This window comes from Nocardia sp. NPDC050718 (assembly GCF_040654235.1).
Classification (GTDB): domain Bacteria; phylum Actinomycetota; class Actinomycetes; order Mycobacteriales; family Mycobacteriaceae; genus Nocardia.
The window spans coordinates 1,725,211-1,746,565 of the sequence record NZ_JBFAHQ010000001.1; the positions used below are offsets into that span (position 1 = coordinate 1,725,211).

General features: G+C 72.9%; 1 protein-coding gene. It reads left to right on the plus strand.

The window, feature by feature from the left end:
* Window positions 1-37: 37 nt before the first annotated feature.
* Window positions 38-21,349, plus strand: coding sequence for an SDR family NAD(P)-dependent oxidoreductase (locus AB0H54_RS07870; RefSeq protein WP_357343635.1), 21,312 nt, complete (start codon window positions 38-40; stop codon window positions 21,347-21,349).
* The last annotated feature ends 6 nt before the right edge of the window (window positions 21,350-21,355 follow it).

Consider the following 21,355-nt stretch of genomic DNA (forward strand, 5'->3'; position numbering starts at 1 on the left):
CCGGAGTGTTCCGGCGACCGCAGGAAGCGATAGACGCATGACCCAGCCCGACGCCAAAATCCAGAAGCTCACCGAGGCGCTCCGCAGCTCGCTCAAGGAGACCGAGCGGTTGCGCACCCGCAACCGTCAGCTCGACGCCGCCCAGCGGGAGCCGATCGCGATTGTCGGGATGGCGTGCCGGTATCCGGGCGGGGTCGGCTCGCCCGAGGACCTGTGGCGGCTGGTCGCCGAGGGCGTCGACGCGGTGTCGGAGCTGCCGGTCAACCGCGGCTGGGACGCCGATCGCCTCTACGATCCGACCGGGGAGGCGCCCAACAGCATCTACACCCGCGAGGGCGGGTTCCTGCACTCGGCGGGCGAATTCGATCCCGGCTTCTTCGGGATCAGCCCCAACGAGGCCTCGACGATGGACCCGCAGCAGTTCCTGCTGCTCGAAACCTCGTGGGAGGCACTGGAACGCGCCGGGGTGGCACCCGCCTCGCTGCGCGGCAGCCGGACCGGCGTCTACGTCGGCATGATGTACCACGACTATCCGGCCAACGCGAACTCCGGCGCGGTCGCCTCCGGGCGCATCTCCTATGTGCTCGGCCTGGAGGGGCCGTCGGTCACCGTCGACACCGCCTGCTCCTCGTCGCTGGTCGCCCTGCACGCCGCCGCGCAGTCGCTGCGGGCGGGCGAATCGGATCTGGCGCTGGCCGGTGGTGTCGCGGTGATGGGGTCGCCGGAGACCCTGGTGGAATTCAGCAAGCAGCGCGGCATGGCGCGCGACGGGCGCAGCAAGGCGTTCGCCGATGCCGCCGACGGCCTCGGCTGGGCCGAGGGCGCCGGTGTGCTGGTGCTGGAGCGGCTGTCCGACGCCCGCCGCAACGGGCACCCGGTGCTGGCCGTGATCACCGGCTCCGCGGTGAACCAGGACGGCGCGTCCAACGGCCTGACCGCGCCCAACGGACCCTCGCAGCGGCGGGTCATCCAGCAGGCGCTGACCAACGCGGGCATCACCGCGGCCGACGTGGACGCCGTCGAGGCGCACGGCACCGGCACCACCCTGGGCGACCCCATCGAAGCCCAGGCCCTGCTGGCCACCTACGGCCGGGAACACGACGCCGACCGCCCCCTCTGGCTCGGCTCGCTGAAGTCCAATATCGGGCACTCGCAGGCCGCCGCCGGCGTGGGCGGCGTGATCAAGATGGTGCTGGCGATCCGCCACGGCCTGCTGCCGAAGACGCTGCACGTGGACGCCCCGACCACCAAGGTCGACTGGTCGGCGGGCCACGTGCGGCTGCTGACCGAGCCGACGCCGTGGCCCGCGATGGATCGGCCGCGCCGCGCCGGGGTGTCCTCGTTCGGCGTCGCGGGCACCAATGTGCACCTCATCGTGGAACAGGCGCCCGCCGACCCCGAACCGGAACCGGACGCCGCCCCGGTGGGCGGCGTGCTGCCGTGGGTGGTGTCGGCGCGCGGCGCCGAGGCACTCGCCGAGCAGGCCGACCGGCTCGCCGCCCACGTCACCGAGAACGGCACGGACGCACGGGATGTCGGGCTCTCGCTGGCGACGACCCGCACTCTGTTCGATCAGCGCGCCGTGCTCCTCGGCACCGACGGTGCCGCCCTGCTGGCCGGCGTGCGCGCCCTCGCCGCCGACACCGCCGCGCCCGGGGTGGTGACCGGCCGGGTGGTGCCCGGGTCGACCGGCTTCGTCTTCACCGGCCAGGGCTCGCAGTGGGCGGGCATGGCCGACGAACTGCGCGCGTACCCGGTCTTCGCCGAACACTTCGACGCCATCGTCGCCGAGCTGGAACCGCTGCTGGGACAGCCGGTCTCGTTCACCGAGGCACTGACAGACGACGAGGTGCTGGCCCGGACCGTGTTCACCCAGGCGGGCGTGTTCGCCTTCGAGGTGGCGCTGTACCGCCTGCTCGAATCCTGGGGTGTGCGAGCCGATGTGGTGACCGGCCACTCCATCGGCGAGGTCGGCGCCGCGCACGTCGCGGGCGTGCTGAACCTGGCCGACGCCTGCGCGCTGGTGGCCGCCCGCGGCCGCCTGATGGAGGCGCTGCCGCCGGGCGGGGCGATGGTCGCGGTCGGCACGACCGAGGCCGACGCGCGCTCCGTGATCGACGCGCTCGACAGCGCCGGGCAGGTCGCGATCGCGGCGGTCAACGGCCCGGCGTCGGTGGTGCTGTCCGGGGTCGAGGACGCGGTGCTCGCCGTGGTCGAGGCGTGCCGCGAGCGAGGGCTGCGCACCCACCGGCTGCGGATCTCCATCGCGTCGCACTCGGCGCTGATGGATCCGATGCTCGCCGAATTCGCGACGGTGGTCCAGGGTTTGACGCTGCACCGGCCGACGCTGGCGCTGGTGTCGTCGGTGACCGGCGCCCGCGTCACCGACGAGATGACCGATCCGGCCTACTGGCCGGGCCAGGTGCGCGGCACCGTCCGCTTCGCCGACACCATCGCCGCCATGGCCGAGCTGGGCGTCACCCGCTTCGCCGAGATCGGCCCCGACGCCGTCCTCACCCCGATGATCGCCCAGATCGTCGACGCGACCGCCGACCCGCAGAGCCCCGCGCCGGTCATCGTGCCGATGGCGCGCAAGGATCAGGCGAGCCCGGCCGCGCTGCTGGCCGCGGTGGCCGGGTTGTTCGTGGCGGGCACGCCCGTGGACTGGGCGGCCGTCGTCGGCGGCGGCCGGCGGGTCGACCTGCCCACCTACGCCTTCCAGCATGTGCGCTACTGGCTCGACGCCAAGGAGGTGCTGGCCCGGTCCTGGCTGGGTGCCGAACTCGGTGGCGTGACCTCGGTCGGGCTCGACAGCGTCGACCATCCGCTGCTCGGCGCCGTGGTGCCGCACCCGGAATCGGACGCGGTGAGTTTCACCGGCCGCTGGTCGGTGGACACCGTGCCGTGGATGGCCGACCACAGCGTCTTCGGCGTCATGCTGCTGCCCGGCACCGGGTACGTGGAACTGGCCTGCCGGGTCGGTGCCCTGGTCGGCTGCCCGATGGTCGACGAGCTGATCCTGCACACCCCGCTGACCCTGCCCGCCGAGGGCAGCGTCTCGGTCCAGGTGATGGTCGGCGCGGTCGACCAGACCGGCCGCCGCAGGCTCAGCGTGCACTCCCGCCAGATCGCGGGCGGCCCGTGGGCCATCCACGCCGAGGGCCTGCTCGCGCCCGCCGAACCGGCCGCACCGATGGAGCTCGCCGCGTGGCCGCCGCGCGGCGCCGTGGCCCTGCCCATCGACAGCGCCTACGACGAATTGCTCGACGCCGGTTACGAATACGGCCCCTTCTTCCAGGGCATGCAGGCCGCCTGGCAGCGCGGTGACGAGCTGTTCGCCGAGGTGGCCCTGCCCGAGCGGCGCGACGCGCAGGGCTTCGGCATCCACCCCGCCCTGTTCGACTCGGCCCTGCACGTCGGCATCCTCCAGGCCCGCAGGCAGGGCGAAATCGACGCGCCGGAACTGCCGTTCAGCTGGAACCAGGTGCAGATCCACGCGCCCGGCGCCGCCGAGGTGCGGGTCAGGATCGCCAGGCAGCAGGGTCGGCACGTGGTGCAGATCGCCGACACCGACGGCAACCCGGTGCTGTCGGTGGGTGCCCTGGTGTCCCGGCCCGTCTCGGCGGACCGGCTCGGGGCGGACGGCGTCGCGGACGCGCTGTTCGGCATCGAGTGGAACGCCGTCGCGCCGCCCACAGCCGACCCCGGCTCCGTGGTTGTGCTCGGCAACCCCGAAAATGCCAGTGACACAACGGTGTACGCCGATATCGACGCGCTGCTCGCCGACCTGGGCGACGACCCGGCCCCCGAGCTGGTCCTGTTCGACTGCGTCGCCCCCGAGGCCGCGCCGCCCGTCGCCGCCCGCCACCTGCTCGCCGAGGTGCTCGCCACCGTCCAGCGCTGGTCGGCCGAACCGCGCCTCACCGCCGCCCGGCTGGTGGTCCTGACCCACTCGGCCGTGCGGACCGGCGACACCGACCAGGTCGACACCGCGCAGGCACCCGTCTGGGGTCTGCTGCGCGCCGCCCAGGCCGAGCATCCCGGCCGATTCCAGCTGCTCGACGTCGACACCGCGCACGAGCCGCGTGCCCTGGCCGCCTTCGCCGCCGCGGCGGAACCCGAGGCGGCGCTGCGGGGGGAGACCCTGCTCGTGCCGCGGCTGACCCGGCACGCGCCCGGCGCGCTGGTGCGCTCGATCGCGGCGGGCACGGTCCTGGTGACCGGTGGCACCGCGGGCATCGGCGCGGTCGTCGCGCGGCATCTGGTCACCGCGCACGGCGCGCGGCACCTGCTGCTGACCTCCCGGCGCGGCGCGGACGCCCCCGGCGCCACCGAGCTGGCCGAGCAACTGCGTGACCTCGGCGCCGAGGTCACCCTCGCCGCCTGTGACGTGTCCGACCGGGCCGCGCTCGCGGCCCTGCTGGACGGCATCCCGGCCGACCGGCCGCTCGTCGGGGTGGTGCATTCGGCGGCCGTCGCCGATCACGGCGTGCTCGAGTCGATGACCCCGGAGCGGTTCGACCGGGTCTTCCGGCCGAAGGTCGACGCGGGCTGGCACCTGCACGAACTCACCGGGGACCGGCCGCTGTCGCTGTTCGTCCTGCTCGGCTCGGTCGGTGGTCTGGTACTCACCGCGGGCCAGGCCAACTACGCCGCCGCCAATGTCTTCCTCGACGGTCTGGCCGCCTACCGGCACAGCGTCGGCCTGCCCGCGACCTCGCTCGACTACGGCCTGTGGGAGCGGGCCAGCGGCCTCGGCGCCGACCTGTCCGCCGAGGACTTCGAGCGGATGGCCAAGCAGGGCTTCCCGCCGCTGTCCGAGTCCGACGCGCTGGCCCTGTTCGACGCGGCGATCGCCACCGACACCCCGCAGCTGGTCCTGGCGCGGGTCGATCCGGCGGTGCTGCGCGCGCGGGGTGACCAGGTGCCCGCCCTGCTGCGCGGCATCGCCCCGATCCCGGTGCGCCGCACCGGCAGGACGCCCGCGGGCCGGGCGTTCGCGCAGAAGCTGGCCGGGCTGTCCGAGGCCGACCGCCGCGCGGCCCTGCTCACGCTGGCGCAGACCGTCGCGGCCGAGGTGCTCGGGCACGCGACGATCGAGACGATCCCGCCGCAGCAGGCCTTCCAGCAGCTCGGTTTCGATTCGCTCGGCGCGGTCGAGTTCCGTAACAAACTCACCGCGGCGACCGGTCTGCGGCTGCCCGCCACCCTCGTCTTCGATCACCCCAACCCGCAGGCGGTCGCCGAGTTCGTCGACTCCCAGCTCACCGGTGACGTGCAGGAGGTCGCGGTCACCGCGACCAGGACGGTCGACGCCGAGCCTATCGCGGTGGTCGCCATGGGCTGCCGCTACCCGGGTGACGTCACCTCGCCGGAAGACCTGTGGCGACTGGTCGTCTCGGGCGGCCACGCCACCGGCGGACTGCCCGCCGATCGCGGCTGGGACCTGGACGACATCTACGATCCCGAGCCGGGCAAGGCGGGCAAGACCTACACCCGGCAGGGCGGATTCCTCTATTCCGCAGGCGAATTCGACGCCGAGTTCTTCGGGATCAGCCCGAACGAGGCATTGACGATGGACCCGCAGCAGCGGGTGCTGCTCGAGGTCTCCTGGGAGGCGCTCGAGCGCGCCGGGCTGGACCCGGCCGCCCTGCGCGGCAGCGCCACCGGGGTGTTCACCGGCGTGATGTACCACGACTACGCGCAGGGTGCCGGGACCGGCAACAGCGCCGGCGGCAGCCTGGTCTCCGGCCGGGTGTCGTATGTGTTCGGGCTGGAAGGGCCCGCGGTCACGGTGGATACGGCGTGCTCGTCCTCGCTGGTGGCGCTGCATCTGGCCGCGCAGTCGCTGCGCTCGGGGGAGTGCGATCTGGCGCTGGCCGGTGGTGTGGCGGTGATGTCGACCCCGGACATGTTCCTCGAGTTCAGCCGTCAGCGCGGGCTGTCGCCGGACGGCCGATGCCGGTCCTTCGCCGACGGGGCCGACGGCGTCGCCTGGGCCGAGGGCGCCGGTGTGCTGGTGCTGGAGCGGATGTCCGACGCGCAGCGCAACGGTCACCAGGTGCTCGGCGTGATCACCGGGTCGGCGGTCAACCAGGACGGTGCCTCGAACGGCTGGACGGCACCCAACGGTCCGTCACAGCGCCGGGTGATTCGTCAGGCGCTGGCCAATGCGGGAGTCTCGCCGGTCGAGGTCGACGCCGTCGAGGCACACGGCACCGGAACGACTTTGGGTGATCCGATCGAGGCGCAGGCCCTGCTGGTGACCTACGGTCAGGACCGTGCCGAGGACCGCCCGCTGTGGCTGGGCTCGCTGAAATCCAATATCGGCCACGCGCAGGCGGCGGCCGGTGTGGCCGGTGTGATCAAGATGATCATGGCGATGCAGCACGGGGTGCTGCCGCAGACGCTGCACATCGACCGGCCGAGTACGAAGGTCGACTGGTCCGAGGGCCATCTCCGGTTGCTGACCGAAGCCACGCCGTGGCCGGAGGTCGATCGGCCGCGGCGCGCCGGTGTGTCCTCGTTCGGGCTCAGCGGCACCAACGCGCACCTCATCGTCGAGCAGGCGCCCGTGGTGGACTCGGCGCCGGTGCGGACCGCCGCCCCGGCCGGTGGCGTGCTGCCCTGGGTGCTGTCCGCGCGGACGGCGGCGGCACTCGCCGACCAGGCTGCGAACCTCGTCTCGCATGTGACAGACCATGATTCGGATGCGGTCGACGTCGGCTCGTCGCTGGTGACGGCCCGGGTCGCGTTCGACCATCGGGCCGTGCTGCTCGCGGCCGATCGGGCCGATCTGCTCGCCGGTGCGCGAGCGCTGGGCCGGGCGGAGTCCGCGCCGGGCGTGGTGACCGGTCGGGTGGTGGCGGGCCGGACGGGCATGGTGTTCTCCGGTCAGGGCGCGCAGTGGGCGGGCATGGCCGCCGGACTGCGCGCGTTCCCGGTGTTCGCCGAACACTTCGACGGCATCGTCGCCCGGCTGGAACCACTGCTCGGACAGCCGGTATCGCTGAGCGAGGCGTTGGCCGACGAGACCCGAATCGACGACACCGTGTTCGCGCAGGCGGGGTTGTTCGCCTTCGAGGTGGCGCTGTTCCGGCTGCTGGAATCCTGGGGTGTGCGGGCCGAGGTGGTGGCCGGGCACTCGATCGGTGAGATCGCGGCCGCCCATGTGGCGGGCGTGCTGTCGCTCGACGACGCGTGTGTGCTGGTGGCGGCCCGTGGCCGGTTGATGCAGGCGTTGCCTTCGGGCGGGGCGATGGTCGCTGTGGGCGCGCCGGAAGCCGAGGTGCTGCCGTTGCTGATCGACGGGGTGTCGATCGCGGCGGTGAACGGTCCGTCGTCGGTGGTGCTCTCCGGCGTCGGCGAGGCCGTGGCGACCGTGGCCGAGGGGTGTGCCGAGCGTGGTTGGCGAACGCACCGTTTGCGGGTCTCGCACGCCTTCCACTCGGCACTGATGGAGCCGATGCTGGCCGAATTCGCCACGGTGGTCGAGGGTCTGACCTTCGCGGCACCGAGCATCGCGCTGGTGTCGACGGTCACCGGTGCCCGGGTCGGCGACGAGATGTCCGACCCGGCCTACTGGGTCGGCCAGGTGCGCGACACCGTGCGCTTCGCGGACGCCGTCGCCACGATGGCCGCCGCGGGAGTCACCCGGTTCGCCGAGGTGGGACCCGACGCCGTGCTCGTGCCGATGATCACCCAGAGCGTCGAGGACGGCGCCGTCGTGGCGACCGCCCGCCGCGACGCCGCCGATGCCGCCACCGTGCTGCGCGCGGTCGCCGGGCTGTATGTCGTGGGCGCCGAGGTCGACTGGGCCGCGCTGTACGCCGGAACCGGTGCCCGTCGCGTCGACCTGCCCACCTACGCGTTCCAGCGCCGCCGCTACTGGCTGACCGAAGGCACCACCGGGACCGGCGCCAGGGCCCTCGGCCTCGTCGCCACCGGACACCCCCTGGCGTCGGTGGTCGTCGCGCAGCCGGACTCCGACGCGGTGACCCTCACCGGCCGCCTCTCGACCGAGTCGCAGCCGTGGATCGCGGATCACCGGGTGATGGACACGGTGCTGTTCCCCGGCACCGGATTCGTCGAACTCGCCCTGCACGCGGGTGATCAGGTCGGCTGCGCGACCCTGGACGAGCTGGCGCTGCGGGCGCCCCTGGCGCTGACGGAGTCCGGTGGACTCGCGGTCCGCGTCGTCGTCGACGCGCAGGACGCGGCGGGCAGGCGGCCGGTGCGGATCTTCTCCCGCCCCGAGGACGACGATGCCGTCGCCTGGACCCTCAACGCCGACGGTGTGCTGGCGCCGGACGGCGACAGCGCCCCGGCGGAGGTCACCCAGTGGCCACCCGCCGACGCGACCGCGCTCCCGATCGAGGGCGTCTACGACGACCTCGACGAGCAGGGCTATCACTACGGCCCGATGTTCCAGGCGCTGCGCTCGGCCTGGCGCGGCGCCGACGGCCTGCTCTACGCCGAGGTCGAACTGCCCGAGGAGGCCAGGGCCGAGGCCCAGCGGTTCGGCCTGCACCCGGCCCTGCTCGACGCGGCCCTGCACGCCCTGCGCCTGGCCGGTGACGCCACGGTGGCGGGCGGCCTGGCCCTGCCGTTCGAGTGGTCCGGGGTGACCGTGCACGCGAGCGGGGCCGACGCGCTGCGCGTGCTTCTCACCCGGGTCGGCGATCACGGGGTCGCGCTGGAGCTGACGGACCCGACCGGCGCCCCCGTCGCGACGGTGCGGCACCTGGCCTCACGGCCGATCGATCCCGCGCAGCTCACGGCCGGTTCGGCCACCGTTCCGCAGGCGCTGTTCGAAGTCACCTGGTCGCCGATCTCGTTGTCCGACGACGAGATCGATGTGGTGACGTGGGCCGTCCTCGGTGACCAGGTGCCCCCTGCGGTGATTCTGGACTGCCCGAGCGGTAACGATGCCGCCGCCGTGCACGCCGCCACCCACGGTGTGCTCGCGGTGCTGCAAGCCTGGGCCGCCGAGGCGCGTTTCGCCGACTCCGTGCTGATCGTGCGGACCGGCGGCGCGGTGTCGGTCGCGGGCGAGGACATCACGAACCTGGCCGGCGCCGCCGTCGGCGGCCTGGTGCGCGCCGCCCAGGCCGAGAGCCCGGGCCGGATCGTCCTGCTCGACACCGATTCCGCGGACATCCCCGTCGGTGGAATCCTGGCGGCGGCCGAACCGCAGGTGGCGGTTCGTGCCGGGGTCGCGCACGCCGCACGGCTCACCCGAATCGCCGCTCCGACGTCCACCGTGGACGAGCTGTTCGGGCCGGAGGAGACAGTCCTGCTCACCGGTGCGAGCGGAGCGCTGGGCGGACTGTTCGCTCGGCACCTGGTCGACAGGCACGGTGTCCGTCGCCTGCTCTTGCTGAGCAGGCGTGGCGAATCCGGTCCGGGTGCCGCCGAATTGCGCGCGGCTCTGGAGGATTCGGGTGCCGAGGTCTCGTTCGTCGCGTGCGATGTCGCCGACCGTGCGGCGCTGGCCGCCGTCCTCGCCGATATCCCTGCGGCGCAACCACTGTCGGGTGTGTTCCACCTCGCCGGTGTCCTCGACGACGGCGCCGTCGCCGCACTGACCCCCGAGCGTATTGACGCCGTCCTACGGCCCAAGGTCGACGCCGCCCTGCACCTGCACGAGCTGACCGCCGATCTCCCGCTGACGGCGTTCGTGCTGTTCAGCTCGGTGGCCGGGGCCTTCGGCAATGCCGGTCAGGGCAACTACGGCGCGGCCAACGCCGTCCTCGACGCGCTCGCCACCCACCGCCGGTCCGCCGGTCTGGTCGGCGCCTCGGTGGCGTGGGGCATGTGGGAAGGCGGCATGGCGGGCGAGCTCGGCGAGGCCGAGCGGCAGCGGATGGTCCGCTCGGGCATGCTGCCGATGACGGATGCCCAGGGCCTCGCGCTGTTCGACGCGGTGACCGGCCTCGATGTCGCCGCACCGCTGGTCGCCCGGCTCGACCCGGAGGTGCTGCGCGGCCACGGCATCGCCCTGCCCGCCCTGTTCTCCGGTCTGATCTCCCAGCGCCGCAGGGCCGTCACCGGGACGGCGACCGCGCTGCGTACCCGGCTGGCGAACACGCCCGACAGTGAACGGCTGGGCGTGCTGGAGGAGATCGTGCGCGGACAGGTGGCCGCGATCCTCGGGCATCAGGACCTGACCGCGATCGCGGCCGACAAGGCCTTCAGCGAACTCGGTTTCGACTCGATCACCGCCATCGAGTTCCGCAACGGACTCAAAGCCGCGACGGGACTGCCGCTGCCGGCCACCCTCGTCTTCGACTACCCGACACCGCAGGCCCTCGCCCGGTACCTGGCCGAGGAATTCACCGGGACCGGCCGCGACATCGTGGTCACCGCCAGCCGGTCCGCCGGCGACGATCCGATCGCCGTGGTCGCGATGAGCTGCCGCTACCCCGGTGGTGTCGCCTCGCCCGAGGACCTCTGGGACCTGGTCGCCGCGGGCACCGACACCAGCGGCGAGCTGCCGGACGATCGCGGCTGGGACATCGACGGCATCTACGATCCCGTCCCCGGCACGCCGGGCAAGACCTACACCCGCCGCGGCGGATTCCTCTACGAGGCCGCCGAGTTCGACGCCGAGTTCTTCGGGATCAGCCCGAACGAGGCCACCGCCATGGATCCGCAGCAGCGTCTGCTGCTGGAGGTGTCGTGGGAGGCCCTCGAGCGCGCCGGAGTGAATCCGCCGGTGCTGCGCGGGAGTTCGACCGGGGTGTTCACCGGCGTGATGTACCACGACTACGCGCAGGGCAACGGCGGCAATGTCACCGGCAGTCTGGTCTCGGGCCGGATCGCCTACACCCTGGGACTGGAAGGTCCCGCGGTGTCGGTGGATACGGCGTGCTCGTCGTCGCTGGTGGCGATGCATCTCGCGGCGCAGTCGCTGCGGTCGGGCGAGTGCGATCTCGCGCTGGCCGGTGGTGTCGCGGTGATGGCGACGCCGGAGACGCTCATCGAGTTCAGCCGTCAGCGTGGACTGTCGCCGGACGGGCGGTGCAAGTCGTTCGCGGAGGCGGCCGACGGGGTGGCCTGGTCCGAGGGCGCGGGTGTGCTCGTGCTGGAACGGCTTTCCGACGCCCGCCGCAATGGTCATCAGGTGCTGGCGGTGCTCGCCGGTTCGGCGGTCAACCAGGACGGCGCGTCCAACGGTTTGATGGCGCCGAACGGTCCGTCGCAGCGGCGGGTGATCCGGCAGGCCCTGGCCAATGCCGGAGTGTCTCCGGCGGAGGTCGACGCCGTCGAAGCGCACGGTACCGGAACGACACTGGGTGATCCGATCGAGGCGCAGGCCCTGCTGGCCACCTACGGTCAGGATCGCGCCGAGGACCGGCCGCTGTGGCTGGGTTCGCTTAAATCCAATATCGGCCATGCCCAGGCGGCGGCCGGTGTGGGTGGCGTGATCAAGATGATCATGGCGATGCGGCACGGTGTGCTGCCCCGGACACTGCACGTGGACGAGCCCTCCACGAAGGTGGATTGGGCCGAGGGCGATGTGCGCCTGCTGACCGAGGCGGTCGCGTGGCCGGAGGTCGATCGGCCGCGTCGCGCCGGTGTGTCGTCGTTCGGTATCAGCGGGACCAATGCCCACGTCATCGTGGAGGCCGCGCCGGTGCCGCCCGCGCCGACGGACCTGGTGGATCCCGTCGGTGGTGTGCTGCCCTGGGTGCTGTCGGCGCGGAGCGCAGCGGCGCTCGCGGATCAGGCGAGCCGCCTGGCATCGCAGGTGACAGCGCGTGATTCGGCGGCGGTCGACATCGGCTACTCGCTGGTGACCTCACGCACCGGATTCAACCATCGGGCCGTGCTGCTGGCCGCCGATCGGGACGGGTTGCTGGCCGAGGCCGCGGCGCTGGGCCGTGGCGAGGCCCGCGCGGGCGTCGTCACCGGTCGCGTGGTGGCCGGGTCGACGGGCGCGGTGTTCTCCGGTCAGGGGGCGCAGTGGGCCGGGATGGCCGCCGGGCTGCGCGTGTATCCGCTGTTCGCCGAGCACTTCGATGCGATTGTCGCGCACCTGGAGCCGCTGCTGGAGCAGCCGGTGTCACTGACCGACGCGCTCGCCGATCCCGCTCGGGTCGACGACACCGTCTTCGCGCAGGCCGGGTTGTTCGCCTTCGAGGTGGCGTTGTTCCGGCTGCTCGAGTCGTGGGGTGTGCGGGTCGAGGTGGTGGCCGGTCATTCGATCGGTGAGATCGCGGCCGCGCATGTCGCGGGTGTGCTGTCGCTCGATGACGCGTGTGTGCTGGTCGCGGCCCGTGGCCGGTTGATGCAGGCGCTGCCGGCCGGTGGCGCGATGGTCGCCGTGGGTGCGCCGGAAGGCGAGGTGCTGCCGTTGCTCGTCGACGGGGTGTCGATCGCGGCGGTGAACGGTCCGTCGTCGGTGGTGCTCTCCGGTGTCGAGGCAGCGGTCCAGGCAACGGCCGAGGTGTGTGCCGAGAAGGGCTGGCGGACACACCGTTTGCGGGTCTCGCATGCCTTCCATTCCGCGCTCATGGAGCCGATGCTGGACGAATTCGCCGCGGTGGTCGCGGGTCTGACGTTCGAGCGTCCGGCCCTCGCGCTGGTGTCGACGGTGACCGGTGCCCGGGTCGGGGACGAGATGTCCGATCCGTCCTACTGGGTCGGTCAGGTGCGCGGCACCGTGCGCTTCGCCGACGCGGTCACCACCATGACCGAGGCGGGCGTGAGCCGTTTCGCCGAAGTCGGGCCGGACGCCGTGCTCGTCCCGATGATCAGCCAGATCACCGAGGCGGCCGGGGACACGACCACCACGATGGTGGCGCTGGCCCGCCGGGACAACGCCGACGCGCCGACCCTGACGGCCGGACTGGCCGGGCTGTCCGTGTCCGGCGCCGATGTGGACTGGGCGGCACTGTTCGCCGGCACCGGCGCGCGCCGCGTCGACCTGCCCACCTACGCCTTCCAGCGGCAGCGCTACTGGCTGACGGACAGCACGGCCGGTGGCGACGCCCGCGCCCTCGGCTTCGTCGCCAGTGACCATCCGCTGGTCTCGGCGGTGGTCGCCCAGCCCGAGTCCGATGCCGTCGCGCTGAGCGGCAGGCTCTCGGCGCGGACGCAGCCTTGGCTGACCGACCACGCGGTGCTGGACACGGTGCTGTTCCCCGGCACCGGGTTCGTCGAACTCGCCCTGCAGGCGGGCGCGGAGGTCGGCTGCCCGACCCTGGCCGAGCTGATCCTGCGCGCCCCGCTGACGCTGCCGGACCCGGCGGGCGTAGCGGTGCGCGTCGTCGTCGGCGCCGAGGACGAGCCGGGTCGCCGCGATGTGCGGATCTTCTCGCGCCCCGACAGCGCCGCGGCGTCGTGGACCCTGAACGCCGAGGGCGTGCTCGCGGCGGACAGCGACACCGTGCCGGTGGATCTCACCCAGTGGCCCCCGACCGGTGCCACCGTGGTCGATCTCGACGGCGTCTACGACACCCTCGACGAGCAGGGCTACCACTACGGACCGGTGTTCCGCGGGCTCACCGCCGTCTGGCGGGACGACGCGGGCATCTACGCCGAACTCGCCCTGCCCGACCAGGCCCGCGCGGAGGCACCGCGATTCGGGCTGCACCCGGCACTGCTCGACGCCGCCCTGCACGCCCTGCGCGTCGCGGGCGAACCGGCCTCGCCGGGCACCGGCATCGCGCTGCCGTTCGAGTGGTCGGGGGTCACCGTCCACGCGCACGGGGCCGACACCCTGCGCGTTCGCCTCGTCCGGGTCGGGGCGAGCGGGGTCTCGATCGACCTCGCGGACGCGACCGGCGCGCCCGTCGCGACCGTGCGGCACCTGGCCTCCCGGCCGATCGACCCCGCCCAGCTCACCACCGGCACCGAGATCGCCCGGTCGGCGCTGTTCCGGGTCGAATGGACGCCGATCACGCTGCCGGACACCGGGATCGCCACGGTCACCTGGCCGGAACTGGGGGAGCAGGTGCCCCCGGCGGTGATCCTGGACTGCCCGGTGGGCATCGACCCCGCCGTCATCCACGCCGCCACCCGGGACGTTCTCGGGGTACTCCAGTCCTGGATCGCCGAGCCCGCCTACGCGGAATCGGTGCTGATCGTCCGGACCAGCGGCGCGATCTCGGTGGCGGGCGAGGACATCACGAACCTGGCCGGCGCCGCGATCGGTGGTCTGGTGCGGTCCGCGCAGTCGGAGAACCCGGGCCGGATCATTCTGGTCGACACCGCCGCCCTCGATGCGCTGCCGGACAGTCTGATCGGCGGACTCCTGGTCGCCGGTGAACCGCAGGTCGCCGTGCGTGACGGTGTCGTGTACGCCGCGCGTCTCGCCCGATCCGCCCCTCCGGCAGGAACTTCCACCGTGGACGAGCTGTTCGGGCCGGAGGAGACGGTCCTGCTCACCGGTGCGAGCGGTGCGCTGGGTGGCTTGTTCGCCCGGCACCTGGTCGACAAACACGGTGTCCGTCGCCTGCTGTTGCTGAGCAGGCGTGGCGAATCCGGTCCGGGTGCCGCCGAATTGCGGGCGGCGCTGGAGGATTCGGGTGCCGAGGTCTCGTTCGTCGCGTGTGATGTCGCCGACCGCGCCGCGTTGGCCGCCGCTATTGCCGATATCCCTGCGGCACAACCCTTGTCCGGCGTGTTCCACCTGGCCGGCGTTCTCGACGACGGTGCCATCGGCTCCTTGACCCCCGACCGCGTGGCCACTGTCCTGCGGCCCAAGGTCGACGCCGCTCTGCACCTGCACGAGCTCACCGCCGATCTCCCGCTGACGACGTTCGTGCTGTTCAGCTCGGTGGCCGGAGTCTTCGGCAACCCGGGCCAGGGCAACTACGCCGCGGCCAATGCCGTCCTCGACGCGCTGGCCGCGCATCGCCGCGGCATCGGGCTGGCGGGGACGTCGCTGGCCTGGGGCATGTGGGACGGCGGCATGGCGGGGGAACTCAGCCAGGTCGACCTGCAGCGCATCGCCCGCTCGGGCCTGCTGCCGCTCGCGGCGGAGCAGGGCCTGGCCCTCTTCGACGCCGCCCTCCGGATCGACACGGCCGCACCGGTTCTCGCGCGGGTGGATCTGGATGCCCTGCGCGGCGCCGGATTCGCCACGCCCGTACTGTTCACCGGCCTGGTCCCGCACCGCCGCAAGGCGGCCTCCGGCGCCGCGACCGCCCTGCGTACCCGGTTGGCGGGCACACCCGACGGCGAACGTGCGGGTGTGCTCGTCGAGATCGTGCGCGGCCAGGTCGCCACGGTGCTCGGACATCAGGACCTGAACGCGGTCGCCGCCGACAAGGCGTTCGGTGACCTGGGTTTCGACTCGATCACCGCGATCGAGTTCCGCAACGCCCTCAAGGCGGTGACGGGTCTGCCGTTGCCCGCCACCCTGGTGTTCGACTACCCGACGCCGCAGGCGCTGGCCGACTACCTGGCCGCGGAGTTCGCCGGGACCGGTCAGGACGTGGCGGTCACCGCGAGCCGGTCCGCCGACGGTGACCCGATCGCCGTCGTCGGCATGGCGTGCCGCTACCCCGGCGGCGTCCGCTCGCCCGAGGACCTCTGGGAACTGGTCCGGCTCGGCGGGGACGCGGTCACGCCGCTGCCCACCGACCGTGGCTGGGACCTCGCCGGGCTCTACGATCCCGAACCCGGCCGGGCGGGCAAGTCCTACACCCGCGAGGGCGGCTTCCTGCACACCGCCGCCGACTTCGACGCCGACTTCTTCGGCATCGGGCCCAACGAGGCGACGATGATGGACCCGCAACAGCGGCAGCTCCTGGAGACCTCCTGGGAGGCGCTCGAACGCGCCGGGGTCGATCCCGCTGTGCTGCGCGGGAGTTCGACCGGGGTGTTCACCGGCGTGATGTACCACGACTACGCGCAGGGCAACGGCGGCAATGCCACCGGCAGCCTCGTCTCGGGCCGGATCTCCTACACGCTCGGCCTGGAAGGTCCCGCCGTGTCGGTGGATACGGCGTGCTCGTCGTCGCTGGTGGCGATGCACCTGGCCGCGCAGTCGCTGCGCTCGGGCGAGTGTGATCTGGCGCTGGCCGGTGGTGTCGCCGTCATGGCGACCCCGGAGACGTTCGTGGAGTTCAGCAGGCAGCGCGGCTTGTCGCCGGACGGGCGATGCAAGTCGTTCTCCGACACCGCCGATGGTGTCGGCTGGTCCGAGGGCGCGGGCGTGCTCGTGCTGGAACGGCTCTCCGACGCCCGCCGCAACGGTCATCAGGTGCTGGCGGTGCTGGCGGGTTCGGCGGTCAACCAGGACGGCGCGTCCAACGGGTTCACCGCGCCCAACGGTCCGTCGCAGCGCCGGGTGATCCGCCAGGCCCTCGCCAATGCCGGGGTCGCTCCGGCGGAGGTGGATGTCGTCGAAGCGCACGGCACCGGAACGACTTTGGGTGATCCGATCGAGGCGCAGGCCCTGCTGGCCACCTATGGCCAGGATCGTGCCGAGGACCGTCCGCTCTGGTTGGGCTCGTTGAAGTCGAACATCGGGCACGCGCAGGCGGCGGCCGGTGTGGGTGGCGTGATCAAGATGATCATGGCAATGCGGCACGGCGTGCTGCCCCGCACCCTGCACGCGGATCAGCCCAGCACCAAGGTGGATTGGACGCAGGGGAATGTGCGGCTGCTGTCCGAGGCCGTGGCGTGGCCGGAGGTGGATCGGCCGCGGCGTGCGGGGGTGTCCTCGTTCGGTATCAGTGGGACGAACGCGCACGTCATCGTGGAACAGGCGCCGCCGGTGGAGGTTTCGTCGCCTGCGGTGAAGACCGCGCCGGTCGGCGGGGTCGTGCCGTGGGTGGTGTCGGCGCGCAGTGGCGCGGCGCTCACCGGTCAGGCCGCCCGGCTGGCCGACCATGTGGCCGACCACGGCCAGGACCCGCTCGATGTCGCCTTCTCGCTGGTCGCCACCCGCGGCGTGTTCGATCATCGCGCGGTGGTCCTTGCCGACGACCGCGACGGGCTCCTCGCGGGCACGCGGGCGGTCGCCGACGGTGCTCCCGGTGTGGTGAGCGGCCGGGTGGTCGCCGGGTCGACCGGTCTCGTGTTCTCCGGTCAGGGCGCGCAATGGGCGGACATGGCCGCCGGGCTCCGGGTGTACCCGGTGTTCGCCGACCGGTTCGACGACATCATCACGCGACTGGAACCTCTGCTCGGACAGTCGGTTCCGCTCACGGCGGCCTTGGCCGACGACACGCTGATCGACCGAACGGTCTACGCGCAGGCCGGGCTGTTCGCCTACGAGGTGGCCCTGTTCCGGCTGCTCGAGTCGTGGGGCGTGACGGCCGACGTGGTGGCCGGTCATTCGATCGGTGAGGTCGCGGCCGCGCATGTCGCGGGTGTGCTGTCGCTCGACGACGCGTGTGTGCTGGTGGCGGCGCGGGGCCGGTTGATGCAGGCGCTGCCTGCGGGCGGGGCGATGATCGCGGTGGGTGCGCCGGAGGCGGACGTGCTGCCGTTGCTGGGCGAGGGGGTGTCGATCGCGGCGGTGAACGGTCCGTCGTCGGTGGTGCTCTCCGGGGTCGAGGCGGCGGTCCACGCCGCGGCCGAGGTGTGTGCCGAGAACGGTTGGCGCACACACCGACTGCGGGTCTCGCACGCGTTCCATTCCGAGCTGATGGAGCCGATGCTGGCCGAATTCGGCTCGGTGGTCGAAGGTTTGGCCTTCGAGCGTCCGCGCCTGCCGTTGGTGTCGACGGTGACCGGTGCGCGGGTCGTCGACGAGATGTCCGATCCGGCGTACTGGGTGCGACAGGTCGCCGCCACGGTGCGGTTCGCCGCTGCCGTCACCACGATGTCGGAGCTGGGCGTGGCCCGGTTCGCCGAGGTCGGCCCCGACGCCGTCCTGACACCGATGGTCGCGCAGACCCTGGACACCACGACCGCCCTCGCGCTGACCCGGCGCGACAAGGCCGACCCCACGACCCTGGTGACCGGCCTGGCCCGGCTCCACGTCGCGGGCGGAACCGTCGACTGGATGCGCTACCTCGCCGGCACCGGGGCCACCCGGACGGAGTTGCCGACCTACGACTTCCAGCACCGCCGGTTCTGGGCCACCAGCCCGCTGGGAACCGGCGAGGCCAACACCCTCGGCCTGCGCGGCACCGAACACGCCATGGTGGGCGCGCTGGTGGCCCAACCCGAGAGCGGCGGTCTCCGGCTCACCGGCAGGCTGTCCACGGCCACGCATCCGTGGCTGGCCGACCATGATGTGCTCGGTGTGGTGCTGCTGCCCGGCACCGGCTTCGTCGAATTGGCCACCTACGCGGCCGATCTCGTCGACTGCCCGGAACTGGCGGAGCTCACGCTGCTGTCCCCGCTGGTCTTCGACGGGCACGCGGGCGCGCACATCCAGGTCATCGTGGGTGACGGCGACGAGAACGGGCACCGCCGAGTCGACGTCTACTCGCGCGGCGACGACGACGATCCGACGGTCCCGTGGACCCACCACGCGGAGGGCACCGTGCGCCCCGCCGTCGAGTCCGGCGAACAGCCGGACTGGACCGACTTCGCCCAGTGGCCACCCGCCGACGTCACCGAGGTCCGGCTGGACGGCGCCTATGCCGAACTCGCCGACCACGGCTACCACTACGGCCCCGCCTTCCAGGGGCTGGAGTCGCTGTGGCGGCGCGGTGCGGATCTGTTCGCCGAGGTCGCCCTGCCCGAGCAGACCTCGGCGCGGGGCTACGGCGTGCACCCGGCGCTGCTCGACGCGGCCATGCACGCGCTGTCCTTCGGGCTGCCCGAGGGCGTGGACGAGACCGCCGAACGCCCGACCCTGGTGCCGTTCGCGTGGTCGTCGGTGCGGGTGCACGCCGACGGCGCACGGCGGGTCCGGGTTCGGCTGAGCTGGCTGAACCAGGGCACCGTCACCCTGACCATGACCGATGCCGGCGGCGCTCCGCTGCTGTCGGTGGGGTCGCTGGCCCTGCGCCCGATGTCGGCCGAACTGCTCTCCGCGCCGACCCGTGCACGCGACGCGCGGTACGAGCTGAGCTGGCGACCCGGCCCGGCGCTGGGCGAAGCGGACACGTCCTGGGCCGAATGGGAGGCGCAGCAGCCTGCTGCCGTGGTCGTCCACCGGGTCGCGGTCGACCGGGCCGAGGTGCCGGAGCGGCTGCGCGTCGCGCTGCACGGCACGCTCGGTGTCGTCCAGGAGTTCCTGAGTGACGAGCGGTACGCCGCGAGCACGCTGGCGCTGGTCACCGACAGCACCGACGATCCGGCCGCGGCCGCGGTCTGGGGTCTGGCGCGGGCGGCACAGGCCGAGCACCCGGGTCGGATCGTGCTCGTCGAGGCCGCCGCCGACCAGCCGGCCGAACAGCTGGTCGCCGCCGTCGCGACCGGCGAACCCGAACTGGCCGTGCGCGCGGACGGGACGTGGGTACCGCGGCTCGTCCGCGCGGTCGCCCCGACCGGCGAGCGGACGACACCGTGGGATCCCGACCGCACCGTCCTGATCACCGGCGGCACCGGCGGGATCGGCCGTCTCCTGGCCGAACACCTGGTGGTGGTACACGGTGTGCGGCACCTGCTGCTGGTCGGCAGGCGCGGACCGGACGCCGCGCCGGGACTCGTCGACGAGCTCGCGGCCCTGGGCGCCCAGGCCCGGGTCGTCGCCTGCGATGTCACCGATCGGGCGGCCCTGCGCGAGTTGCTCGCCGCGATCCCGGCGGAGCGTCCGCTCGGGGCGATCGTGCACGCGGCGGGCGCGGCCTACAACGGCCTCGTCGACGCCATGACCCCCGCGCAGATCGATGTCTCCCTCGGCGCCAAGGCCGACGCCGCCTGGCATCTGCACGAGCTGACCCGCGACACCGAACTGTCGGCCTTCGTGCTGATCTCCTCGGTGGCCGGGTCGATCCTGCCCGCGGGCCAGGGCGGCTACGCGGCGGCCAATGTGTTCCTCGACGCGCTCGCCGCGTACCGCCACGGCGTCGGCCTGCCCGCCACCTCCCTCGCCTACGGGCTGTGGGGCATCGACACCGGCATGGCGCAGTGGCTCGGCGAGGCCGACCGGCAGCGGATGCGTCGCCAGGGCCTGCCACCGCTGGCGGCGGACAAGGCGCTGGCCCTGTTCGACGCCGCGGTGGCGGCCGATCGTCCGGCGCAGGTGCTCGTCGAGATCGACGCGGCCGTCCTGCGGACCAGGGAGTCGGTGCCACCGGTGCTCGGTGACCTGGTCCGGCGCGCCGGGCGCAGGCAGAGCAGCGGCGCGCCCGACGCGGGCGCGGTGCGCAGGCAGCTGGCGCACCTGTCCGAGGCGGAGCAGGAGCAGTGGCTCCAGACGCACATCCTCGAGACCGCGGCGCGGCTGCTCGGACACGAGAGCGTCGACGCGCTCGACGCCGAGCGGGACTTCCTCGAATCCGGCTTCGACTCGCTGGCCGCGATGGAGTTGCGCACCACGCTCAACGCCTCCACCGGGCTGACCCTGCCGACCGCCGCGATCTTCGACCAGAAGACACCGGCCGGGCTGGCCCGCTACCTGCGCGCGGAACTCGCCGCGGTCGCGCAGCCGGGGCAGCGATCGGGCACCGACGAGTCGCTGTACGGGATGTTCCGCGGTGCGGTGCAGAACGGCCGCGCCCGCACCGGCTTCGACCTGTTGCGGGTCGCGGCGCAGCTGCGGGAGCGGTTCGCCTCGGCGGCCGACCTGGACGAGCTGCCGGTGCCGACCCGGCTCGCGACGGGGTCCGACCTCCCGCGGATCATCTGCGTCAACCCGCCGCTGGCCACCGGCGGCGCGCACCAGTACGCCAGGGTCACCGCGCACCTGCGGACCGGCCGCGAGGTCGTGGTGCTGCCGCCGATCGGCTTCGCGGCCGACGAGCCACTGCCCGCCACGCCCGAGGCGGCACTGGAAACGCTGGCGTGCGGCGTGCTCGAGGCCGCGCAGGGCGAACCGTTCGTCCTGCTGGGGTACTCCTCGGGTGGCCTGCTGGCCTACCTCGTCACCGAGTACCTCGAAGCGGCCCAGGGTCCGGTGCCCGAGGGCGTCGCCATGATCGACACCTACCGGGTGCACGACGGCGGCGAATGGCTGCTGCGGGAGATGGCCGAGCACATGGTGTCGCGGGAGGCCGAGTTCGGCCGCTTCGACGCCGCCCGGCTGTCCGGCATGGGCTGGTACGTCCAGCTGATGCAGGAGATGGTGCCCGGTTCCGTCAGCACCCCGGCGCTGCTCGTCCAGTGCGCGCAGTCGTTCCTGGCGGATCCGGCGCAGCGGCCGGACTGGCAGGCCAGGGGCTGGGACCCGGCGCACACGGTGGTGCCGGTCGAGGCCGACCACTTCACCGTCCTGGAGAGCGGTTCGGCCGACGCGGCCGCCGCCATCGAGGACTGGCTGGAGTCCTGAACCGGG